General features: G+C 40.0%; 18 protein-coding genes. 13 read left to right on the top strand and 5 right to left on the bottom strand.

The annotated features are described in order from the left end of the window. Positions 1 to 31: 31 nt before the first annotated feature. Complete coding sequence (locus AC1D0K_RS09490; protein WP_477441975.1) at positions 32 to 1,075, bottom strand: sterol desaturase family protein; 1,044 nt, start codon at positions 1,073 to 1,075, stop codon at positions 32 to 34. A 349-nt stretch (positions 1,076 to 1,424) separates the two neighbouring features. Between AC1D0K_RS09490 and AC1D0K_RS09485 the strand changes: the two genes are divergently transcribed. Next, on the top strand, positions 1,425 to 2,756 hold the full coding sequence (locus AC1D0K_RS09485; protein ID WP_477394856.1) for a MutS-related protein: 1,332 nt from the start codon (positions 1,425 to 1,427) through the stop codon (positions 2,754 to 2,756). 59 nt (positions 2,757 to 2,815) lie between these two features. Beyond that, positions 2,816 to 3,085 carry a hypothetical protein gene (locus tag AC1D0K_RS09480; RefSeq protein WP_477394854.1) on the top strand — a complete coding sequence of 90 codons (270 nt, stop codon included), beginning with the start codon at positions 2,816 to 2,818 and terminating at the stop codon, positions 3,083 to 3,085. Here AC1D0K_RS09480 and AC1D0K_RS09475 read toward each other — a convergent pair. Then, positions 3,082 to 4,239, bottom strand: coding sequence for an MFS transporter (locus AC1D0K_RS09475; RefSeq protein ID WP_477394852.1), 1,158 nt, complete (start codon positions 4,237 to 4,239; stop codon positions 3,082 to 3,084). The genes AC1D0K_RS09480 and AC1D0K_RS09475 overlap by 4 nt on opposite strands. Positions 4,240 to 4,393: 154 nt before the next feature. Then, positions 4,394 to 5,101 (bottom strand): DsbA family oxidoreductase, encoded by a 708-nt coding sequence (locus tag AC1D0K_RS09470; protein ID WP_477394850.1) that lies wholly within the window; start codon positions 5,099 to 5,101, stop codon positions 4,394 to 4,396. A 160-nt stretch (positions 5,102 to 5,261) separates the two neighbouring features. On the opposite strand from AC1D0K_RS09470, the gene budA reads away from it, so the two are divergent. The 4 genes from budA to AC1D0K_RS09450 all read left to right on the top strand — a co-directional run bounded on the left by budA (position 5,262) and on the right by AC1D0K_RS09450 (position 9,455). After that, complete coding sequence (gene budA / locus AC1D0K_RS09465) at positions 5,262 to 6,068, top strand: acetolactate decarboxylase (RefSeq protein ID WP_477394848.1); 807 nt, start codon at positions 5,262 to 5,264, stop codon at positions 6,066 to 6,068. 95 nt (positions 6,069 to 6,163) lie between these two features. After that, positions 6,164 to 7,501 carry an outer membrane protein assembly factor BamB family protein gene (locus tag AC1D0K_RS09460; RefSeq protein WP_477394846.1) on the top strand — a complete coding sequence of 446 codons (1,338 nt, stop codon included), beginning with the start codon at positions 6,164 to 6,166 and terminating at the stop codon, positions 7,499 to 7,501. 142 nt (positions 7,502 to 7,643) lie between these two features. After that, positions 7,644 to 8,207 (top strand): carboxymuconolactone decarboxylase family protein, encoded by a 564-nt coding sequence (locus tag AC1D0K_RS09455; protein ID WP_477394844.1) that lies wholly within the window; start codon positions 7,644 to 7,646, stop codon positions 8,205 to 8,207. Then, a complete protein-coding gene (locus AC1D0K_RS09450) occupies positions 8,208 to 9,455 on the top strand; it encodes a DUF3179 domain-containing (seleno)protein (protein ID WP_477394842.1) in 1,248 nt (415 codons plus the stop codon). Here the strand turns inward: AC1D0K_RS09450 and AC1D0K_RS09445 are convergent. Then, positions 9,452 to 9,745, bottom strand: a complete 294-nt coding sequence (locus AC1D0K_RS09445) for a hypothetical protein (protein ID WP_295720828.1) — start codon at positions 9,743 to 9,745, stop codon at positions 9,452 to 9,454. The genes AC1D0K_RS09450 and AC1D0K_RS09445 overlap by 4 nt on opposite strands. Positions 9,746 to 9,927: 182 nt before the next feature. Here AC1D0K_RS09445 and AC1D0K_RS09440 point away from each other — a divergent pair, with 182 nt between their 5' ends. From AC1D0K_RS09440 to AC1D0K_RS09430, 3 genes are all read left to right on the top strand, one after another. Then, entirely contained in the window at positions 9,928 to 10,740 is an 813-nt protein-coding gene (locus tag AC1D0K_RS09440) for a helix-turn-helix domain-containing protein (protein ID WP_477394840.1), read from the top strand. A 56-nt stretch (positions 10,741 to 10,796) separates the two neighbouring features. Then, positions 10,797 to 12,539 (top strand): serine hydrolase domain-containing protein, encoded by a 1,743-nt coding sequence (locus AC1D0K_RS09435; protein ID WP_477394838.1) that lies wholly within the window; start codon positions 10,797 to 10,799, stop codon positions 12,537 to 12,539. Between the two features lie 91 nt (positions 12,540 to 12,630). Then, complete coding sequence (locus AC1D0K_RS09430) at positions 12,631 to 12,993, top strand: hypothetical protein (RefSeq protein ID WP_295720825.1); 363 nt, start codon at positions 12,631 to 12,633, stop codon at positions 12,991 to 12,993. A 68-nt stretch (positions 12,994 to 13,061) separates the two neighbouring features. Here the strand turns inward: AC1D0K_RS09430 and AC1D0K_RS09425 are convergent, their stop codons facing one another. After that, a complete protein-coding gene (locus AC1D0K_RS09425) occupies positions 13,062 to 14,021 on the bottom strand; it encodes a TolB family protein (RefSeq protein ID WP_477394835.1) in 960 nt (319 codons plus the stop codon). Positions 14,022 to 14,119: 98 nt separating this feature from the next. On the opposite strand from AC1D0K_RS09425, the gene AC1D0K_RS09420 reads away from it, so the two are divergent. The 4 genes from AC1D0K_RS09420 (at position 14,120) to AC1D0K_RS09405 (ending at position 17,922) form a co-directional block, all read left to right on the top strand. Continuing rightward, positions 14,120 to 15,409, top strand: coding sequence for a DUF885 domain-containing protein (locus AC1D0K_RS09420; RefSeq protein WP_477394833.1), 1,290 nt, complete (start codon positions 14,120 to 14,122; stop codon positions 15,407 to 15,409). 53 nt (positions 15,410 to 15,462) lie between these two features. After that, a complete protein-coding gene (locus tag AC1D0K_RS09415) occupies positions 15,463 to 15,837 on the top strand; it encodes a hypothetical protein (protein WP_477394831.1) in 375 nt (124 codons plus the stop codon). 271 nt (positions 15,838 to 16,108) lie between these two features. Next, positions 16,109 to 17,317: an OmpA family protein gene (locus AC1D0K_RS09410; RefSeq protein ID WP_477394830.1), complete on the top strand. Its 1,209-nt coding sequence runs from the start codon at positions 16,109 to 16,111 to the stop codon at positions 17,315 to 17,317. Positions 17,318 to 17,319: 2 nt separating this feature from the next. Continuing rightward, the gene (locus AC1D0K_RS09405; protein ID WP_477394828.1) at positions 17,320 to 17,922 is read left to right on the top strand and encodes a hypothetical protein; all 603 of its coding nucleotides are present in this window, start codon (positions 17,320 to 17,322) and stop codon (positions 17,920 to 17,922) included. Positions 17,923 to 18,142: the final 220 nt, after the last annotated feature.

Here is an 18,142-nt window from a genome sequence, read left to right as displayed (position 1 = left end):
GTATACGCAGATATTCGCGGATTAGGAAAATTTAGGTTAATACCGTCTTTTTCGCCGGGTCAGCGTTGCTGGCGTTTTGCTTTTCCAATTCCTCAAAATACTTCTTCTTTACAACGGTGGTCATTTTATGATCACCGTTATGGTTCCAGCCGGGAGGCATTACAATGTAAAGGAGCTTGTTTTTAATGCCGGGCGCCTTATATACATCTTTTACTAAGGCTACTATCTCGCCAAAGTAGGCGTCCAGGAAACTGTTTTTAATCAATGGGCGACTGATGCCGTACTCGATAGAAATTTCCATTTCTTCGTTTTGGTAAGTGCCAAATACTTTATCCCAGATGGGCAACAGGTTACAAAAATTGGTATCCATGTATTTTATATTACGGGCATGGTGTACCCGGTGATGCGATGGCGTAAGCAAAATATTGTTTAAGAAACCTAATCGGGCATCCTTCATCACGTTTTCGCCAATATGGATAAAGGTTCCCCAAAATCCATCAATAAACATAATTACAAACAGCATAGGAGGGGTAACGCCTAACATGATGCAAACTGTGGTGCGTATAAAATCGGCATAGGTTCCCTCTAAAAAGAAATGCGCGTTACTGATGGCCAGGTTCATAGTTTCGGGCGCGTGATGGGTGGAATGAAGACACCAGAACAACCTTACTTTGTGGCCGAAGTAATGGTACAGAAAATGGCCAAATTCCCAAACTATGTAACCATAAATAAACCAGTACCAGGTAAATGTAGTTTTAAAAAAAGCATGTTTTTCAAATAAACCTATGCACAGGAAAACCATGCCTATGGATATGTACCGCCCGATAACAGAATTTAATACAAATGAAAAAAATGGTATTTTATAATGGATAACCTTAAAACGTTTATAAAAGGCTGCCCGGATAATTTCAAGCGACAGCAGGAACGGCAGGATTGGGAATAGCATCGCCCGGAAACCGTCATAAGTAAGGAGCTTGCCATAATCGCCAGATTTGATGATGTTCATCAAACTGTTCCAACTGCCCCAGCCAAAAAAACCTTTAAAAAAATCAAGTATGGTATTCAAAAAATCCATTTTACAAAAATTTATAATTGGTATGAGTTAATAACGTATAATGTGTTAATGTATGTACATTATTAATTCATAAAATTAGAAAATTAAGATTAATAAACAAATAGGTCTGTATAGGTTATCAATGTAACAATATTATATAAAAGCTGAAAGCAGAATGCACAAAGCCTTTGGTCTTGATGAAAGCAACCTGGTTGTTTGTAACTATTGTTGAATGGGGGGCAGGGGCGAGAACTAAAAGTTTGTTAATGACGTTACATTGAGGACAGGTGTGAAAGCTGCGAATCGTATTATATATTATTAGATAATCTAACAGAAAGTTTAGCTTTAAGCAACTCTTACAACCATTTTCATGAATTTCGATATAGATAGGCAAACACTAAATGATTTGGCAATATTTCAAAATAACAATTCACGCCAATCTATATATAGCCTTTTCAACCAAACAAATACAATTGGTGGCAATGAAGCGTTGCACGATATATTCAACAAGCCGCTTACCGATCCTGTTCACATAAAGGAAAGGGTAGAAGTGTTTTTATATATTGAGGAACATGATATTAAAATTAGCTTAAATAGAAATGATTATGATTTTGTAGAGTTTTATTTAAAAAAGCATTACCATGCTAAACCATTTTCGGTTATAACCCGGTTCTTAGAAAAAATCATACATGCGTTTATTACTAATGATGAGCATTATGTAATTCAAACCGGTATAGAAAATACGCTATCGATACTGGAAAGCTTAATAGATTACACTGAAGCACTAAAGGGCGATCTGCCTAAAAAAATACAGGAATTCCGCTCAACTATTTTAAACACTTTCCAGCCCGAAGAATTTGTATGGCTAAAACAATTGATAAAGAAACCTAATCGCAGTGCTACGGATATGGCGAAAGCCGACCACCTTTTCAGGCACGTTGCCTATGAAAGAATGAAGATTTTGTTGAATGTTGCTTACCAGTTAGATGTTTATCAATCAGTTAGTATAAGTGGTAAGGCGCTTGGTTTTACATTTCCAGTAGTTAATGATACTAACGCAACGGGATTAACTATTAAGGGCTTATTCCACCCGTTTATTGCCAATCCTAAAAGTAATGACATTGAATTTAGTCCCGACAAAAATGTTTGTTTTATTACCGGTACTAATATGGCGGGAAAATCATCTCTGCTTAAATCAATTGGAATTGCTATCTATTTATCTCAAATAGGCTTTCCGGTGCCCGCCAAACACATGGTGACTTCAGCATTTAAAGGTCTGATTACATCCATAAACTTAGCGGACGATGTTGAACAGGGACATAGCCACTTTTATAAAGAAGTATTGCGGGTTAAGCAAGTGGCCGAAAAATTAAATCAGTCACAAGATGTTTTCGTCATTTTTGACGAATTGTTCAGGGGGACAAATGTTAAAGATGCCTATGATGCCTCGCTTGCCATAATCGCGGCCTTTGCAGAGGTAAAAACCTGTTTCTTCGTAGTTTCTACACATATTGTTGAGGTTGCCCATGAATTATCACCCATTGAAAATATCAATTTCCGATATATGGAAACTGTTTTTGAAGATACAAACCCGGTTAACACCTATAAACTTAAAGAGGGTATTACAGAAGAGCGGTTAGGAATGTGGATTGTTAAAAATGAACGGATCCTGGAAATAATAAAAAGCTCTTTAAAACCATAGCATTTGGTTAATAATTAAAACCAATCGTCCATTCATCCCTTTATTATTAAAAAACGATTATGAACCTTTATCAAAAGAAATGGCTGGATGTATTGCACAATACCCGGCTGCCGGGATGGAAAATTGAAGCACAGGGCGAAGATATTTTTATTGAAATGCCCCAGGTAACCGATCTGAAAGTTATTCGGGATAACCTGCCCGAAACTTTGGGATTAATATCATTGGATATTGATGTACCAAAGGAGCGGCTAAAATTTATTATACACAACGGGCATGAGCAGTTTGATTACCTGTTAAACCCGGGCGACGCCGATCTTAATAAAGCTTAGGATTCTATTTTAGCTTTGGTAGATACAATAGTAACCAATAGGCCCATTAATGCTATCAGCACAAATGATGCTCTTAAAGTGGCAACACCTGCTATAAAGCCAATAACCGGCGGGCCAACAAAAAAGCCAAGGAAACCAATGGTAGACACTGCTGCCAAAGCAACGCCCGGTAACATGGTTTTTGACTTACCTGCCGCGCTATAAACCATTGGCACTACAGATGATACACCGGCACCAACCAGTAAAAAACCAATTATTGCTGTATAAATATAAGGGAAAACTACTGCTATTGTGAGGCCTGTAGCGGTTAACAAACCGCTTACCTGTAAGGTGCGTTTTAAGCCAAATTTATGGGCAAAAGCATCTGCCACAAAACGACCAATGGCCATGGTGAACATAAACGCTGTAAAGCCTATCCCTACCATGGTTGCGGGGGCAAGCACTATTTTTTTAAAGTAGATAACGCTCCAGTCAAACATGGCACCCTCACAAATCATGGAGCAAAAAGCAATCACTCCTAATTTAATCAGCGATTTATCAGGCATTACAAATACTGGCCCGGCACTGGCAACTTTATCATCCTCTAAATAGCGGGCCGCTATGGCTACGCCGGCTGCAATAACAACCAGCATGAGCAAAAAATGATATAAGGGTGAAATATTATGAGCTATCATTAAAGAGCCTATCCCGCCGCCTGTAAATCCTGCCAGGCTCCATAAACCATGAAATGATGCCAGTATAGGGCGTTTATAAATCTTTTCGGTAGCTACGGCCTGGGTATTTACGGCTATGTTAACCGCGTTACTGCTAAAGCCGAAACAAATAAGGCAAATAATAAGCTGAAATGTATTTTGTGCCAAACCTAAAGTTACTAGCGCTAATGCATATACCAGCAATGCGCTAATTAACAACCTCCGGCTGCCAATTTTAGTGATGATCCATCCGGAAAACGGCAGAGAACACATTAAACCAACAGGTAATGAAAACAGTACAGCACCTAAAGCGGCATCAGAGAGGCCCATTGTTTGCTGTACCGTAGCTATACGCGATGCCCAGCTTGAAAAGCTTAAACCAGCCATAAAAAACATGGCTCCCACAGCTATGCGGAGCGTTGTTTTGGAGTTTAAAACCGGGAGGGCGGGAGCGTCTATCATCTGTATTTTTTATTATACTAAGTGTAAAAAATACACTTAGTTGTATTAATGCAAATATAGTGCTTTAATTTATACTTTAAGTAAGCTAAATCGTTTTTGACTTTTGAATGGATTTTAAATCAAAATTACGTAATTGTACTGGAAATCAATAGTGTTAATTACAATCTCCATCCGGCGAACATGATTCACCTTCAATAATGGTTAGTGCTGGTTTGCTGGTTTCCAGTTGCCATTCGGCAAATGATTTCTCAATTGTTTCCTGGAAAACCGGCACAGCCTGCGCACCCGATACACCATACTTGTTATTCATCACAAAAAACGGAACCCCTCTTATGCCTAATTGTTGAGCCTCGGCAATATCACGTTTTACCTCATCGGCATAAGTATCACTTTCAAGTGCCTGTTTTATTTCTTCGGCATTAAGGCCAATATTGGTTCCCAGTTGTATAAGGGTGTCGTTATCATCAATATTTAAGCCTTCGGTAAAGTAAGCTTTAAACAGGATTTCTTCTGCCTTATCGCCAAGGTTGTGTTTTTTGGCAAGGTGACTAAAACGGTGAGCTTTGAAACTGTTAGCCACAACAGCCCTGTCGAAATCATAGGTAAGGCCTACTTCGGCAGCCATTTGGGTAACGTGATTGTTCATTTGCTGTGCGTAGTCAAGCGTCCAGCCTTTGGCATCAGCCAGGTATTGACTAATGTTGATGTTGGGGTCGGTTTTCATATCGGGGTTAAGCTGAAAGCTTTTCCACTCAATTTCCACCTGGTCTTTATGATCAAATTGCTCCAAAGCCTCTTCAAACCTGCGCTTGCCTATATAACAAAACGGGCACATTACGTCGCTCCATATTTCTACTTTCATCGTATTTCCTGTTTTAGGGATACACAAATCTAAAACAAGCAACCTGTTTCCCCGTAAGGGTAACGTAAAATTTGAAAATGACATGTTTTTAATTATCCTTAAACATTTGGATAGCTTGCTGTAAAACAATTGCTTTGCAAAGCTTAAATCCAATTCCTTTATGATGTCGAAAAAAATCCTTTTTATCTTGTTAGCTATCACCGGTGTCAACTACAAATCCATAGCACAACAAAAATCCAATCCTTTAAAAAATGACAATAATTTATTCAGCGCTGGGTTTGCCTCGGGTTTTATAGGTGGCTTATACGATAATTGGTACCCTTATAAAGAATTGGAAAAGCACGGCAATTTTGGTCTTGGTGCGCCCGGTCATCTTGATGGCGAACTATTGCTGCTGAATGGAAATATCTACCAAACGCAATCTACCGGTAAAACCACTTTGGTTGCCGATACCGGCAAATTGCCCTATGCGGTGGTGTGTTTTTTTAAGGCAAAAAAGGTGTACAAGCATGCTGGCGCGTTAAGCAAAACAGCGCTTTATAGTTACCTGGATAGTTTGCTGAGCAACCAGAATGGTATATACGCAATCCATATTACTGGTAAATTCAAATCGATTAAAACCAGGGCTTTCCCACCGGTTGAAAAGCCATACCTGCCTCTTGCCGCTATGCTGAACAGGCAGCATTTTTTTGAGCATAGCGATATCCGGGGCGACCTGGTGGGTTTTCGCATCCCTACGTTTATGGAAGGCGCACACATCAGCGGGTATCATTTTCATTTTTTGTCGGAGGATAAAACAGCAGGCGGCCACCTCATTGATTTAAATATGGAAAACATCATTATTGAAATAGATACCCTCACCAATTACACCATGGATCTGCCACAGACAACAGATTTTAACAACTTCGATTTTAAAAAGGACCGCAAGGAAGAGATTAAAAGTGTAGAAAACGGAAAAAAGCAATAGTTTTTAAATGTGCGATTCTAATTATAAGGGATACAATTAGTTATAGGCTAAAAGTATGACTATACTTGTGTACCTGAATTATATCCATTCCTGTAATGAAAAAGAATATTTTCCTCTTTACCCTGTTTATGCTTGCCGCGGCTTTTAGCCAGGGAAAGACCCCGCCAACCCTGGCTGTAGATACTAATGTGCAACATAAAGAGGCTTATAATAAAAAAGATTACAGTTCTTTTGGTGGCCTTAAGTGGAAATTTGCCACAAAAGGTAAAATATTCTCATCGCCGGTTGTAGCTAATGGTATGGCGTATATAGGTAGCGAGGATCATAATTTGTATGCCGTTGATGTAAAAACAGGGAAGCAAGTTTGGAAATTCACTACTGGTGGTGCCGTAAATTCATCGGCAGCAATAAATGGCGATAAGCTGTGTTTTGGCAGTTTTGATGGCTATTATTATACCTTAAATGCCAAAACCGGCAAACTTATCTGGAAGTTTAAAACTGGTGGCGAAAAGAAGGTTGGTGCAAAAGGATTATGGACCATGAAGCCGCTGAACGAATATATGGATGATCTGTATGATTTTTTTCTGTCTTCGCCGGTATCTAGTGAAGCAAAAAATAATCCCACCGTATATTTTGGCAGCAGCGATGGTAAGCTTTATGCGTTGGATGGCAATACTGGTAAGTTGAAATGGGCTTATCAAACAAAAGGGATTATCCATACCAGTCCGTATCTATACCAGGGCAAAGTTTACTTTGGCAGTTGGGATACCTACCTGTATGCTTTGGATACTGCAAGCGGTAAACTTGTATGGAAGTTTAAAACAGCCGATCAGCCGGGTTATCACCAGTTGGAGGGGATTCAGGCCTCGCCAGTCTGCAGTAATGGCTTTGTTTATTTTGGTTGCCGGGATAGCTATTTTTATGCGCTTAATGCCAATACAGGAAAGTTAAATTGGAAATATAATGCCAATGGCTCCTGGATACTTACCACCGCTGTTGTAAAAAATGACAAGGTTTATTTTACCACATCAGATACCTATTTGTTTGTGGCTGTTGATGCTTTAACCGGCAAACAGCAATTTAGCTATAAAGCCAATGGCTATTTATACTCTTCCCCGGCATTATGGGCAAATAGGGCTTTCTTTGGCGATTTTACGGGAAAACTTTTTGCTGTAAATATTAAAACTGGCAAGCTCTCCGGCGAATTTAAAACAACAGGCCGTGATGCCCATGCCGCAAAAGTATTGAAGCAGGATACACTTAACTTTGAATTTGCGGCAAACGGTGCCGATAATTCGCTGTATAAGACAGCAGTTGATGTAATGGATAAATTATATACGCTTGGCCCCATAGTGTCATCGCCGGTTATTGTTAATGGCGTAATTTATGTTGGCAGTGCCGATGGCGGCCTGTATGCTATAAACTTAAAATAAATAGAGTGGGAGATCTGCCTAAAAAAATAATTATGCCCGATGTTGCGGATTATTTAATTTTTTAGATAAATTAGGGTCGATTATAAAGCCTTTATTAAATTTATTGATCGGTTGAGAAGCCGAGCCCCATTGTACTATTGATATGCCATACATACCATTAGATGATAACCTGCCCGGTATTACCGGTTTACTGAATTATAGACAAGATACGGCTTTGCCCATAAGGCAGCATACCCAGATACTATTACGCGGTGAATCAACCCTTACCGAAGGTGAGCGCGAGCTGATTGCTACCGTTGTGAGCCATGGCAACCAATGCCGTTTTTGTACCAATGCCCATACCGCTACGGCGGATGTGCTGTTGGGTGATACCGAAACTGCCGAAAAAGTAAAGAATGATCCCGATAACGCGCCTGTAAGCGAAAAAATGAAACACCTGCTGGAGATTGCCCGCCAAACACAGGTGAGTGGTAAAAATGTAACTGCCGACCTGGTTGAAAAGGCAAAACAGGCAGGTGCAACCGATTTGGAACTGCATGATACTGTTTTAATTGCTGCGCTGTTTAGCCTTTATAATCGTTATGTTGACGGCTTGGCCAGCGTAACCCCAGCTGAACCTGCTTTTTATAATCGCCTTGCAGGCATACTAAAAACAAATGGTTACCTGCCATCGGCCAACAGGTATGCCGCTTTAAATGCAGATTAAATGAAGAAATATATACACAGACCAGGGATATTTTGGATAGGGATAATTTTATTGGTAGTACCGGGTCTGGTGCATGCCTACCTGCTGATGCCTTTTCCGGGTAGCCAGGATTTGAATGCCATTACGGTATGCTATTACCTCGAAAAAATCGTGAATCCACTGCGCTTTATAGGGGCTATTTTCATTGCATGGTACCTGTTTAAATTTTATTCAAAAAATACAAAAAGAGGTCAGTTTGTTAAGGCCATTGTACTGGTGCTTTGCCTGGGTAGTTTTTATATTACCGACTATTTGTACAAAGCCGAAACCATGTTTAAGGAAACCGAGGTGGCTAAATTTGCCAACGGACTTACCAATAAGGTGCCGCTCAATTATTTAGTAGTGGGTGTGGTAAACAACGGAGTGGCCAAAGCCTACCCGGTTATATATTTAGGCTATCACCATAAAGTACAGGATAATGTTGGAGCCGAACCTGTTTTGGTTACCTACTGTACTATGTGCCGCACCGGGCGGGTTTACAGCCCGGTAATAAATGGCAAAAGGCAAAACTTCAGGTTGGTAGGGGCAAGGCATTATAATGCTATTATTGAAGACGAAAGCACCAAAACATGGTGGTACCAGGCAACAGGTAATGCGGCAGTTGGCCAACTTAAAGGGCAGCATTTACAGGAGTTGCCTTATGAGCAGTTAACCCTGGGCGCCTGGCTGCAAAAACATCCGGCATCCATGATCATGCAGCCGGATAAATTGTATGCTGCTGACTATACCGACCTTAAAAACTACGATCGTGTGCAATACATTGATAAAGATAGCACCTTAAAAAATAAAGATTCGCTGATCAGGAAAAGCTGGGTTATAGGTGTGATTGTTAACGGGCAGGCTAAAGCTTATGACTGGCGTCATTTATTTCATAAACGTGTACTTAATGATGAACTTAATAAAACACCTTTACTTGTAGGCATAGAAAAAGATAGCCTGAGTTACCATGTTTGGAACGCCAATTTAAATGGTAAAACACTTCATTTTGATTTGAATAAAGAGGGACAACTTACCGATAAAGAAACTGCATCAGTTTGGGATTGGGATGGCTTATGTACATCTGGTGCGCAAAAGGGTCAAAAACTAAGCAAGGTACAAGCCTACCAGGAATACTGGCACTCCTGGAAACATTTTCACCCGGCTACCACGTTTTGGAAAGAAGGAGAGGTTAAAGAAACCATTGCCGCTATTTATTGGACTTTCCCTTAAATAACAGCCACAATTTTGTCTACGTCGCTATCATTCAGCAATTCACCATTGTTGATGTTGGGATAGTATTTGTTAAGGATCTTCTGTATAAGCATATAGCTTTCCATAGATTGAATTGGTGGATTGGCCAGCTCGTTGATGATTGAGCCAATCATTTTCAGTTTTTTAGCTTCGTATTGATTCAGCACAAAATCTGATGTCTTTTTTTTACGGCTTTGCGTAATCAATTCATCCAGTTTTTTGATCTCCTCGATCAGATCTATCAGCTTTAATACTTCCACTTTTTTCATCGGACCAAAATTAAACAAATAAACGAATGTGCATATGTGCAGATTTTAGATGTGCAGATTATTTTAATGTTACAATTTAAGTCAATTTAGTAATTCATTTAAGTCAATTTAGTAATTCGTTCATCCTTAAGCTCGCTAACTAAAATGTAACAATTTATTTCTTTAGCCGTCTATAAAGCAATATGCTGCAGCTTCAAAAAGGTAAATACTTCGGGATCCAAAACAAGGCTATTCAACTGGATAATCTCATTATTACCGATACCGAATACACGCATGACCGTGTTGACTGGCATACACACCAAAACCCATATTTTACTTTTTTGCTTACCGGCAACATGCTGGAGACCAATAAAAAAGAGAGTTATGAATGCAGCGAGGGCACACTGCTATTTCACAACTGGCAGGATGCGCACTGCAATATCAAGCGCCCCGGCTATACCCGTGGTTTTCATATCGAGCTGGAAAAGGATTTCTTTGAAAGATATCAATTACCGCTAAACCAATTGGAGGGGAGTTTAAAGCTGGATAACCCGGTTTTAAAGTTGTTGTTCCGTAGCATGTATTTGGAAACAAAGTATACCGGGGCGATAGAAATACTGGCTATCCGTGAATCGCTTTTTAAAGTTTTTGGTTTACTTGCCAATGTAAGGAAACAGGAAACAGCGCGGCAACCCGCGTGGGTAAAAAAGATAAAAGAAGCACTAAACGACGCCGACACCAGCTTACTATCATGGGATGCTTTAGCCGCTCTGGCGCAAGTGCACCCGGTTCATTTATCGCGGCAGTTCCCCAAATATTTCCACACCACGGTTGGCGACTACCTTAAAAAGTTAAGAATAGAGCAGGCTGCCGGTTTGCTGAGTAAAAAAGCAGTGCCGCTAACGCAGATTGGCTATGAATGTGGCTTCGCCGATCAGAGCCATTTTATCCGCAGCTTTAAACAGGCAGTTGGGGTAACGCCCTTGCAATACCGAAAAATAATTGTGGCACGTTAACAATGTGCTATTTTGCCCATAGCAAAGTGCTTACTATTGTGCCATAAATATACACCATGTTATTATTCAACTATTTTAAAAACAGGTTACCGGTAATAGTATTGATGCTGCTGATCAGCAGCACTTGTTTTGGGCAGATTGGCATGAAGCCCTATGAAGGCCATTGGGAAGGTTTATTAACCCAGCCCCAAAACTTCGGTATAGGCGTAGCGGTAAAAAAACTTGCTTTAGGCAACTATACGCTGCAGTTAACTTCTTCCGGTAAGTCGATCTACAAAAACTTTAAACTATCGGCCAATAATAATTTCGAGGTGAAGCTTGATAGTAACCTGGCGGTTAAAGGAATTATAAGGGATAAGGAGGTTCGGCTGTTCATTCGTTCGGTGCAATGGAGTTACCACATGGTGTTAAAACTTAAGGCAGCCGGCACGTACGCCGGTAAATGGAATATTTTGTTTGTCCCTGATCTGAGACCTGAATTTTATATTGATGTTGAAAATACCGATTCAACTAAATACGAAGCTTATATTTTCCTGGGCGATACCCGTTTCTCGGGCTTTGCAAGTGGCGGGTTAACCCTTAATGCTGATAGTGTTCATTTCAGAGATTACCGCAGCGGTTTAAAGTTTAATGGTAAGCTATTTAAGGATGCCATTACTTTACAGGCCGAAATTGCTGGTTTACCCATATCCTCGGTTTCCTTACACCGCTCGGTTAAGGAATGGGATTTGGCAAGTAAAGTTCCTAAGCTAACTTTTAACGGCAATATGCCTGTTGATATGAAAGATGGCTTGACGGTTAACGGACTGAAGGCCGCTGGTTTTGATGAAAGCTATTTAAAACTGATGGTGGATAGCATCAACGCCAATAAGATCACCAATACACATAGCGTACTCATTAGCAGGAACGGTAAACTTGTTTATGAGCAGTATTTTAATGGGTTTGATGAGGGTGCAGTTCATGACCTGCGGTCGGCATCAAAAAGTATCTCATCGGCCCTTGTGGGGATAGCTATGGATAAAGGCTTGCTGAAGGATACTGCCCAAAAGCTGTTTCAGTTTTTACCTGATCAGTATAAACATGCTGCCGATGGTGATAAACGGAAACAGGCCATCAGCATAGGTAGCTTGCTCACGATGAGCTCGGGTCTGGATGCCATTGACTTTGGGATAGAGAGGAAGTCGGCAGCATCAGAAGATGAATATCAAAACTCGGCAAACTGGCTAAAAACAGTGGTTGAGGCACCAATGATCAACTCCCCGGGTACACATGCCAACTATAGTTCGGCCAACCCTTACCTGCTTGGGGTAATTGCAGATACCGTAGTGAAACAGCCGCTCGACTTGTTTATTGATCAAAATTTGTTTGAGCCATTAGGTATTAGCAACTATATTGTTTTTGATGATCCGCTTAACCGGCCATATTTTGGTGGCGGTATGCACCTGCGGCCACGGGATATGATAAAGTTTGGTTTACTTTATGCCAATGGTGGTAAATGGAAAAATAAGCAGCTCATCAGCAAAAACTGGGTTGATGCCTCCTTCAAGAAGTACCTGGTGCTTGAAAATCATAATGAGAAAAATGAATATGGCTTTTTATGGTGGCATTATCATTACAACGTTAATGGTAAAATTGTTAACACTGTAGAGGCGCGTGGCGCGGGTGGGCAATATATATTTATAGTGCCTGAATACCAGTTAGTAGTGGTTATTACATCGGGCAATTTTAGGAACCGCAGGGTGTGGCAGCCCGAGAAGATTATGGAGAATTACATCCTGAAAGCAGTGGCGGCCCGGTAGGCTAAATGCTTTGATTATAACTTTTTAATAATTTTATGGTAACATATTATAATGAAAAACATCTTATCTTAGATATGAACAAATTTAAGTTATGAAAAGAAAATTATTTACAACTGCTTTATTACTAAGCTGCTTTATGGTATGCCTTGCAGCCATTGCTGATTTAAATGGAAAATGGTCTGGAAAGGCTGATATTGGCGGTACAGAGTACCCATTGCTTTACAATTTTAAGATTGATGGCGACAAATTAACGGGTACTGCCCTTACACCAGATGGCGATGTGCCTTTAAACAATGGTAAGATAACCGGCGCTGATTTTTCATTCACCATAAGCACCAGCGGAATGGATATTCCACATACCGGTAAGTTTTATGGCGATTCAACAACTGTAGACCTGGAGGTTAGCGGTTCAAAAGTTCACTCGGTATTAAAACGGGTTGAAGATAAAAAGTAAGCAGCTTACTTTTTAAGATATGGAGTCGTGTTGAAACCAATTCAACATGACTTTTCTTTTTTACAGTACTACCTGTCTGCATCAAATTTCACCCAATAAATATCGTCCCAGCCGTTACCCGCGCTGTTCAGTAAAGTTTTTAATTGCGGGTAAGTTTTTGTTTTACCATCGGTCAATTCCTTATTTAGCCTGCTGCTGGTAAACATTAAATATTTTTTATCCCAGGTAACAAAAGGGCAATAATCAATGGCGGTTGAGTTAACGGGCATCGGCAAATGTTTTACCGGCAACCAGTTTCCTGCTTTGTCCTTGTGGCTAATGTAAAGGTCGCCCCGGCCTATGTCATCAGGGCGGCCTTCGGAAGTAAGCAAAATAAATTGCTCATCAGGGTCGACGAAGGCATTAAACTCATCGTATTTGGTATTGATGTCTTCGGGTAGGCTCTCGGGTTTGGTATAGCCGCCAGGCATTGGTTTGCACACAACAATATCTTCGCTCCCTTTGCCATAATCAGCCTCAACCGTGAAATAAAGGTTGCCGCTGCGCGTGATGCTGGGGTAAAATTCATTTTTATTGGTGTTAACGTTGGGTCCTAAATTCTCGGGCGCGGCCCAGGTGCCATTTGAATTGCACTTAACCCGCCATATATCAAAGTCCTTTTTAGCGGCGCCATCTTTTAGCGGCCTGTCCGAAGAAAAATAAATATACATTCCGTCTGGGGAGAAAGCAGCCTCCAGATCCCTAAAACGACCGGAAAATGGGGCTACGAGGGGTTTGCTCCATTTGCCATTCTTTTTTGTAAGATACAGAATGGTACTGCTAACAAAACGTGGTTGTTGCAGGGTGTAAAAAATCTCGTCGCCTTTGGGCGAGATGGTAAAATCGCGGTTGCTAAGGCCATCGGTTAGGATGCCTTTGGCAAAAAGTACCGGGAAATTTGCAGGTAAAGTTGCATCCGGGTAGGTTACCTGGGCAAAGGTTTTACAACAGCAGGTTATCAAAGCAATTATAAGGGTAAGTTTACGCATGGTGCTTACAATTTACATTATTTGAGGGTATATTTTGTAACATAGGCTACAAATAAACATCGAAGCTTGTAATCCTTATGATATTTTAAACCCCCATTATGAAGACACTCTTATTTTGTGCAGGCTTTTTTATGCTGTCCTTTTTTGATGCCCACGCCCAGCAAAAGTTTGATGCTTTTTCAGCCCGGTTTGTAAGCGGGTATACCGCACTTAACCTGCCGCAGCCAGAACTAAGTTATGTAAGCGGATTGGAACATATAGGCACAGAAGCAGCCATACAGAAGCAAGAGGAGTTTTTTAAGTGGGCTGAGACAGGTTTATCAAACTTCAAAGTGGAAGCCCTAAGCCCATCGCAAAAGATAGATTACGAATTGATTAAATACGAATGTAAGCTTAACCTGGAGAGGCTGGTACTGGAACAGGAATGGATCAAACATCGACCTGGAAAAATTTCGACTGGTGGTATTATTACCGTTCCTGGCGGTAAAGCCTGGTATGCTTATTTGCTAAAACGATGGGTGAGCGCCGATGTAACGCCCGATGAGATCTATAAATTTGGATTGGGGGAGGTTAGCAGGGTGCAGCAGCATATTGAGTCGGTAAGGCAGCAGACCGGCTTAAGCGAGGATGCCTTTTACAAACACCTTAACGATCCTGAGTTTTTTGAGCGTGATCCCAAATTGGTTCAGCAAAGTTTTGAGCGCACCATGGCCACCATTTACAGTAATTTACCCAAACTTTTTAACGATTTTGAGATACTTGATTTGAAAATTAAAGCGGGCGAGAGTAAGCAACTGGCACAAACGCCCGGTTACTATGATAATAACACTTTTTACTATAACCTTTTTGATAAGCCTTACAATAAACGCCAATATGACTGGCTGTTTATACATGAGGCTGTACCCGGCCACCATTATCAATCCAACATCGAAAGTAAAACCAAAACATCGGCAGTTCAGCAACTTTTTTACTATATGGGCTTTGCCGAGGGCTGGGGCGCTTACGCCGAAGAACTGGGCAAGCAGTTGGGCGTTTACCAAACCCCTTATGATGAATTAGGTAAATGGGAGTGGGATATTGTACGCTCGGTACGGGTGCCGCTTGATGTTGGCCTAAACTATTACGGCTGGACTGATGAGCAAGCCCTTGCCTTTTGGAAAAAGAACATCCGCAACCAGGATGATATTGCCCTGCGCGAAATTGCCCGCATACGCCGCTGGCCTGCGCAGGTAGTTACCTACAAATACGGCGCGCTGCAAATACTGCACTGGAAAGAGGGGTTGCAACAAAAACAGGGCAAGGATTTTAATATCAAAGATTTTCACTCCCGTGTACAGGATCATGGTTCATTGCCTTTGTTTATGGTAAAGGAAAACGTGTTTAGGTAAGTTCCGGGCATCCCTCGTCCTTCAAAAAAATATGCTACATTGGAAGTATGATCATGGATTTTATTAAAAAGCTGTTTTCTTTTAGAACTAAAATCAAACTACAGCCTGAAAACTTTTATGTAGTTACCATTACTGTTGAATCGGTACTGGTTGAACATCCAAAATGGGGCAATGAAGCAGTTTTATGGAAAGAAGTGCATACAATACTATTGATCCATACCAATGAAGGACCCTGGTTACCTGATGTGTGGTTAACATTAGTGAGTAATAATAGCTGTTGCAGGATTCCGTTAGGAGCAAAGGGCTATGAGGAGGTTTATAATATTGTTTCTAAGTACGAAGGTTTCAACTTCGAGAATGCGGGAAAATCAATGTCATGTACCGATAATGCAGAGTTTTTGTTGTGGACAAATATTAGCCCCAATTAGAAGCTAAAATTTGTGTTTTTTATAGTTGTGGGTGCTTAATGTGCTGGTAATTAATATTTTATTTTCATTTGATTGAAAAAAATGTTATTTTGGGATACCCAATCTGTCACGCTATGGAAAAAATAGGTATTCCTATAATAAAAATTCATAACTCCATTAGTTATCCTTAATCAGCTTTTTTTAAATAACAATTTTGTTTGGATAAAAATAACCAAAGTCGAAAGTTATTGCTATAACTGAACATACCAACATCATATCCTAAACTATAATTATGAAGTATTCAGCTATTACCCTCTTTATCTTTGTTTTTTTTACGGCTAACTTAAAAGCGCAACAAAAAGATACCGTAATTACTCCGGCTGCTGCCAGGGTATTTGGCGGTATTGGTCAGTACAACACCTTTAGTATCGGCCTTAACGTTGGTATTACAGACGGACTTGTTCCATTTACTATTAACACTACAAACAAATTTAAAGTTGATTTGGGTTATGGTGTTACTTTAAGGCAACAACTATCGCATACCTTTAGCTTACAATTAGACTACTTAGGTGGTAAAGTGCATGGTTTTGATAAAGAAGGAACACAAAAATTTGGTATCACCGAGTATAAAACTTCTTTCAATTCAGGAGCTATCAGTGGTGTATTCAACATTGCAAGTGTTAGCTTTTTACACCGCAAAAACAGCGTTAACTTTTACACATCTGCCGGTTTAGGTTTAGATTATTATAAAGTTAAAGAAAATACTCCTGTTGGCGGAAGTCCGGTAACTAATCCATGGGGCGACAAAAACGTGAAAGAATTATTTGCTCCCGTAGGTGCAGGTGTTAAATTCAGATTATCTGATGCGTTAGCTTTAAACTTAGGTTACACTGTTAGCTTTGTACAGGGTTATAACTTCTCTGGTGCTCACACTTATCCTACTTTTAGCCACTACTCTTATACTTACGGTGGTTTAGAGTATACTTTTGGTCCTAAATCAAAACAAAACTTAGAGTGGGTAAACCCAGTTGCTCAAATGTATGATGAATTATACGATGCAGCTTTACGCCAGGAAGTTGAAGCTTTAAAAGGCCGTGTTACCAACGTAGAAACTGCGGTTAACGACCTGAAAAAAGATTCAGACGGTGACGGTGTTGCTGATCAGTTTGACAAATGCCCGGGTACTCCTGCCGGTAACGTTGTTGATGGTTCTGGTTGCGTTATCGTATTCCCTGCATCAGATATGGTTACCATGCCGGCGCCTGGTATCGATACACCGGATCCGGGACCAGATACACCGGTAATAAAACCGCAACGACTGAATCTTTCCGTTAACGATAAATCGGAAGCTGCCAGATATTTGAAATTAATATTTAATTACCTGGGCAGTAAGGCGAATATAGATCAATATAAAAAAGATGAAGCACACAACATTAAATCGGGCAATTGGCGTGCTTTAAGAATATACAGAATGAAGTATTATAATGATTTAAACAAGTAGTTATGAAAAAGTTATTTATAGCTTTTTGTATATTAAGCATGTTTACTTCATTGGATGTTGCCGTTGGGCAAACGAGTAAACAAAGAAAAATAGATAGCATTAATTCAGTCAGGCAAAACGGTAAAAATAACTACAATGCTGACACTTTGTTGAGCGACAGTGAAAAAAGAGTAAAATTAGATATCGACGACAAATATTTAGATTTCAGCAAGAAGAAGTATGCTATTGAGCACGGACGAAAAATATATGATTTTCAGTATTATACGTCAATAATTATATTCGTGGTAGTTATATTTATAGTTTTAACGGGTTTGTATCTATCCTATAAGCAGTTTGAATTTACCCATGAAATGCTGAGAAATCAAACTGATGCTAAAAAAGCTATTATTATACAAGGGCCTGATGCCACTACCAAAATTACAGATGACACTACATCCCAGGAAACTAAAGCTGATATATCACTCTCCGGTTCCACTACCTTTGAGCTAAGTAAAGATGGTATCAAAATTAATTCGGCCGTTATAGGCTTAATTATATTAGCTATTTCAATTGCCTTTTTCTTCTTATATCTTGAATATGTATATCCTGTACATGTTATTAAATAAAATCGGCGACTTAAAAACACCATATCAACCTAACATCAATAACCTTAAAAAAATTCAGGTTGAACTAAATGGTGTTAAAAGTTCTGCTATTTGCGTACCTAATAATGGAATAAATAATTTTGTTTTCAGCGAATAAATATGGTTGAAATAGAAAAAAGCTCATCAAAAAAAAGATGTAAATCAGCGGTTTGTACTGTATGCCACACCAGTACAGGCCAAA

Source organism: Mucilaginibacter sp. P1_A3 (assembly GCF_056406855.1).
This window is presented reverse-complemented; position numbering and strand designations above follow the sequence as displayed.

Coding starts and splice junctions, on each gene's coding strand:
- AC1D0K_RS09490 (WP_477441975.1), bottom strand. CDS start 1,075: ATGGATTTTTTGAATACCATACTTGATTTTTTTAAAGGTTTTTTTGGC.
- AC1D0K_RS09485 (WP_477394856.1), top strand. CDS start 1,425: ATGAATTTCGATATAGATAGGCAAACACTAAATGATTTGGCAATATTT.
- AC1D0K_RS09480 (WP_477394854.1), top strand. CDS start 2,816: ATGAACCTTTATCAAAAGAAATGGCTGGATGTATTGCACAATACCCGG.
- AC1D0K_RS09475 (WP_477394852.1), bottom strand. CDS start 4,239: ATGATAGACGCTCCCGCCCTCCCGGTTTTAAACTCCAAAACAACGCTC.
- AC1D0K_RS09470 (WP_477394850.1), bottom strand. CDS start 5,101: ATGAAAGTAGAAATATGGAGCGACGTAATGTGCCCGTTTTGTTATATA.
- budA (WP_477394848.1), top strand. CDS start 5,262: ATGATGTCGAAAAAAATCCTTTTTATCTTGTTAGCTATCACCGGTGTC.
- AC1D0K_RS09460 (WP_477394846.1), top strand. CDS start 6,164: ATGAAAAAGAATATTTTCCTCTTTACCCTGTTTATGCTTGCCGCGGCT.
- AC1D0K_RS09455 (WP_477394844.1), top strand. CDS start 7,644: ATGCCATACATACCATTAGATGATAACCTGCCCGGTATTACCGGTTTA.
- AC1D0K_RS09450 (WP_477394842.1), top strand. CDS start 8,208: ATGAAGAAATATATACACAGACCAGGGATATTTTGGATAGGGATAATT.
- AC1D0K_RS09445 (WP_295720828.1), bottom strand. CDS start 9,745: ATGAAAAAAGTGGAAGTATTAAAGCTGATAGATCTGATCGAGGAGATC.
- AC1D0K_RS09440 (WP_477394840.1), top strand. CDS start 9,928: ATGCTGCAGCTTCAAAAAGGTAAATACTTCGGGATCCAAAACAAGGCT.
- AC1D0K_RS09435 (WP_477394838.1), top strand. CDS start 10,797: ATGTTATTATTCAACTATTTTAAAAACAGGTTACCGGTAATAGTATTG.
- AC1D0K_RS09430 (WP_295720825.1), top strand. CDS start 12,631: ATGAAAAGAAAATTATTTACAACTGCTTTATTACTAAGCTGCTTTATG.
- AC1D0K_RS09425 (WP_477394835.1), bottom strand. CDS start 14,021: ATGCGTAAACTTACCCTTATAATTGCTTTGATAACCTGCTGTTGTAAA.
- AC1D0K_RS09420 (WP_477394833.1), top strand. CDS start 14,120: ATGAAGACACTCTTATTTTGTGCAGGCTTTTTTATGCTGTCCTTTTTT.
- AC1D0K_RS09415 (WP_477394831.1), top strand. CDS start 15,463: ATGGATTTTATTAAAAAGCTGTTTTCTTTTAGAACTAAAATCAAACTA.
- AC1D0K_RS09410 (WP_477394830.1), top strand. CDS start 16,109: ATGAAGTATTCAGCTATTACCCTCTTTATCTTTGTTTTTTTTACGGCT.
- AC1D0K_RS09405 (WP_477394828.1), top strand. CDS start 17,320: ATGAAAAAGTTATTTATAGCTTTTTGTATATTAAGCATGTTTACTTCA.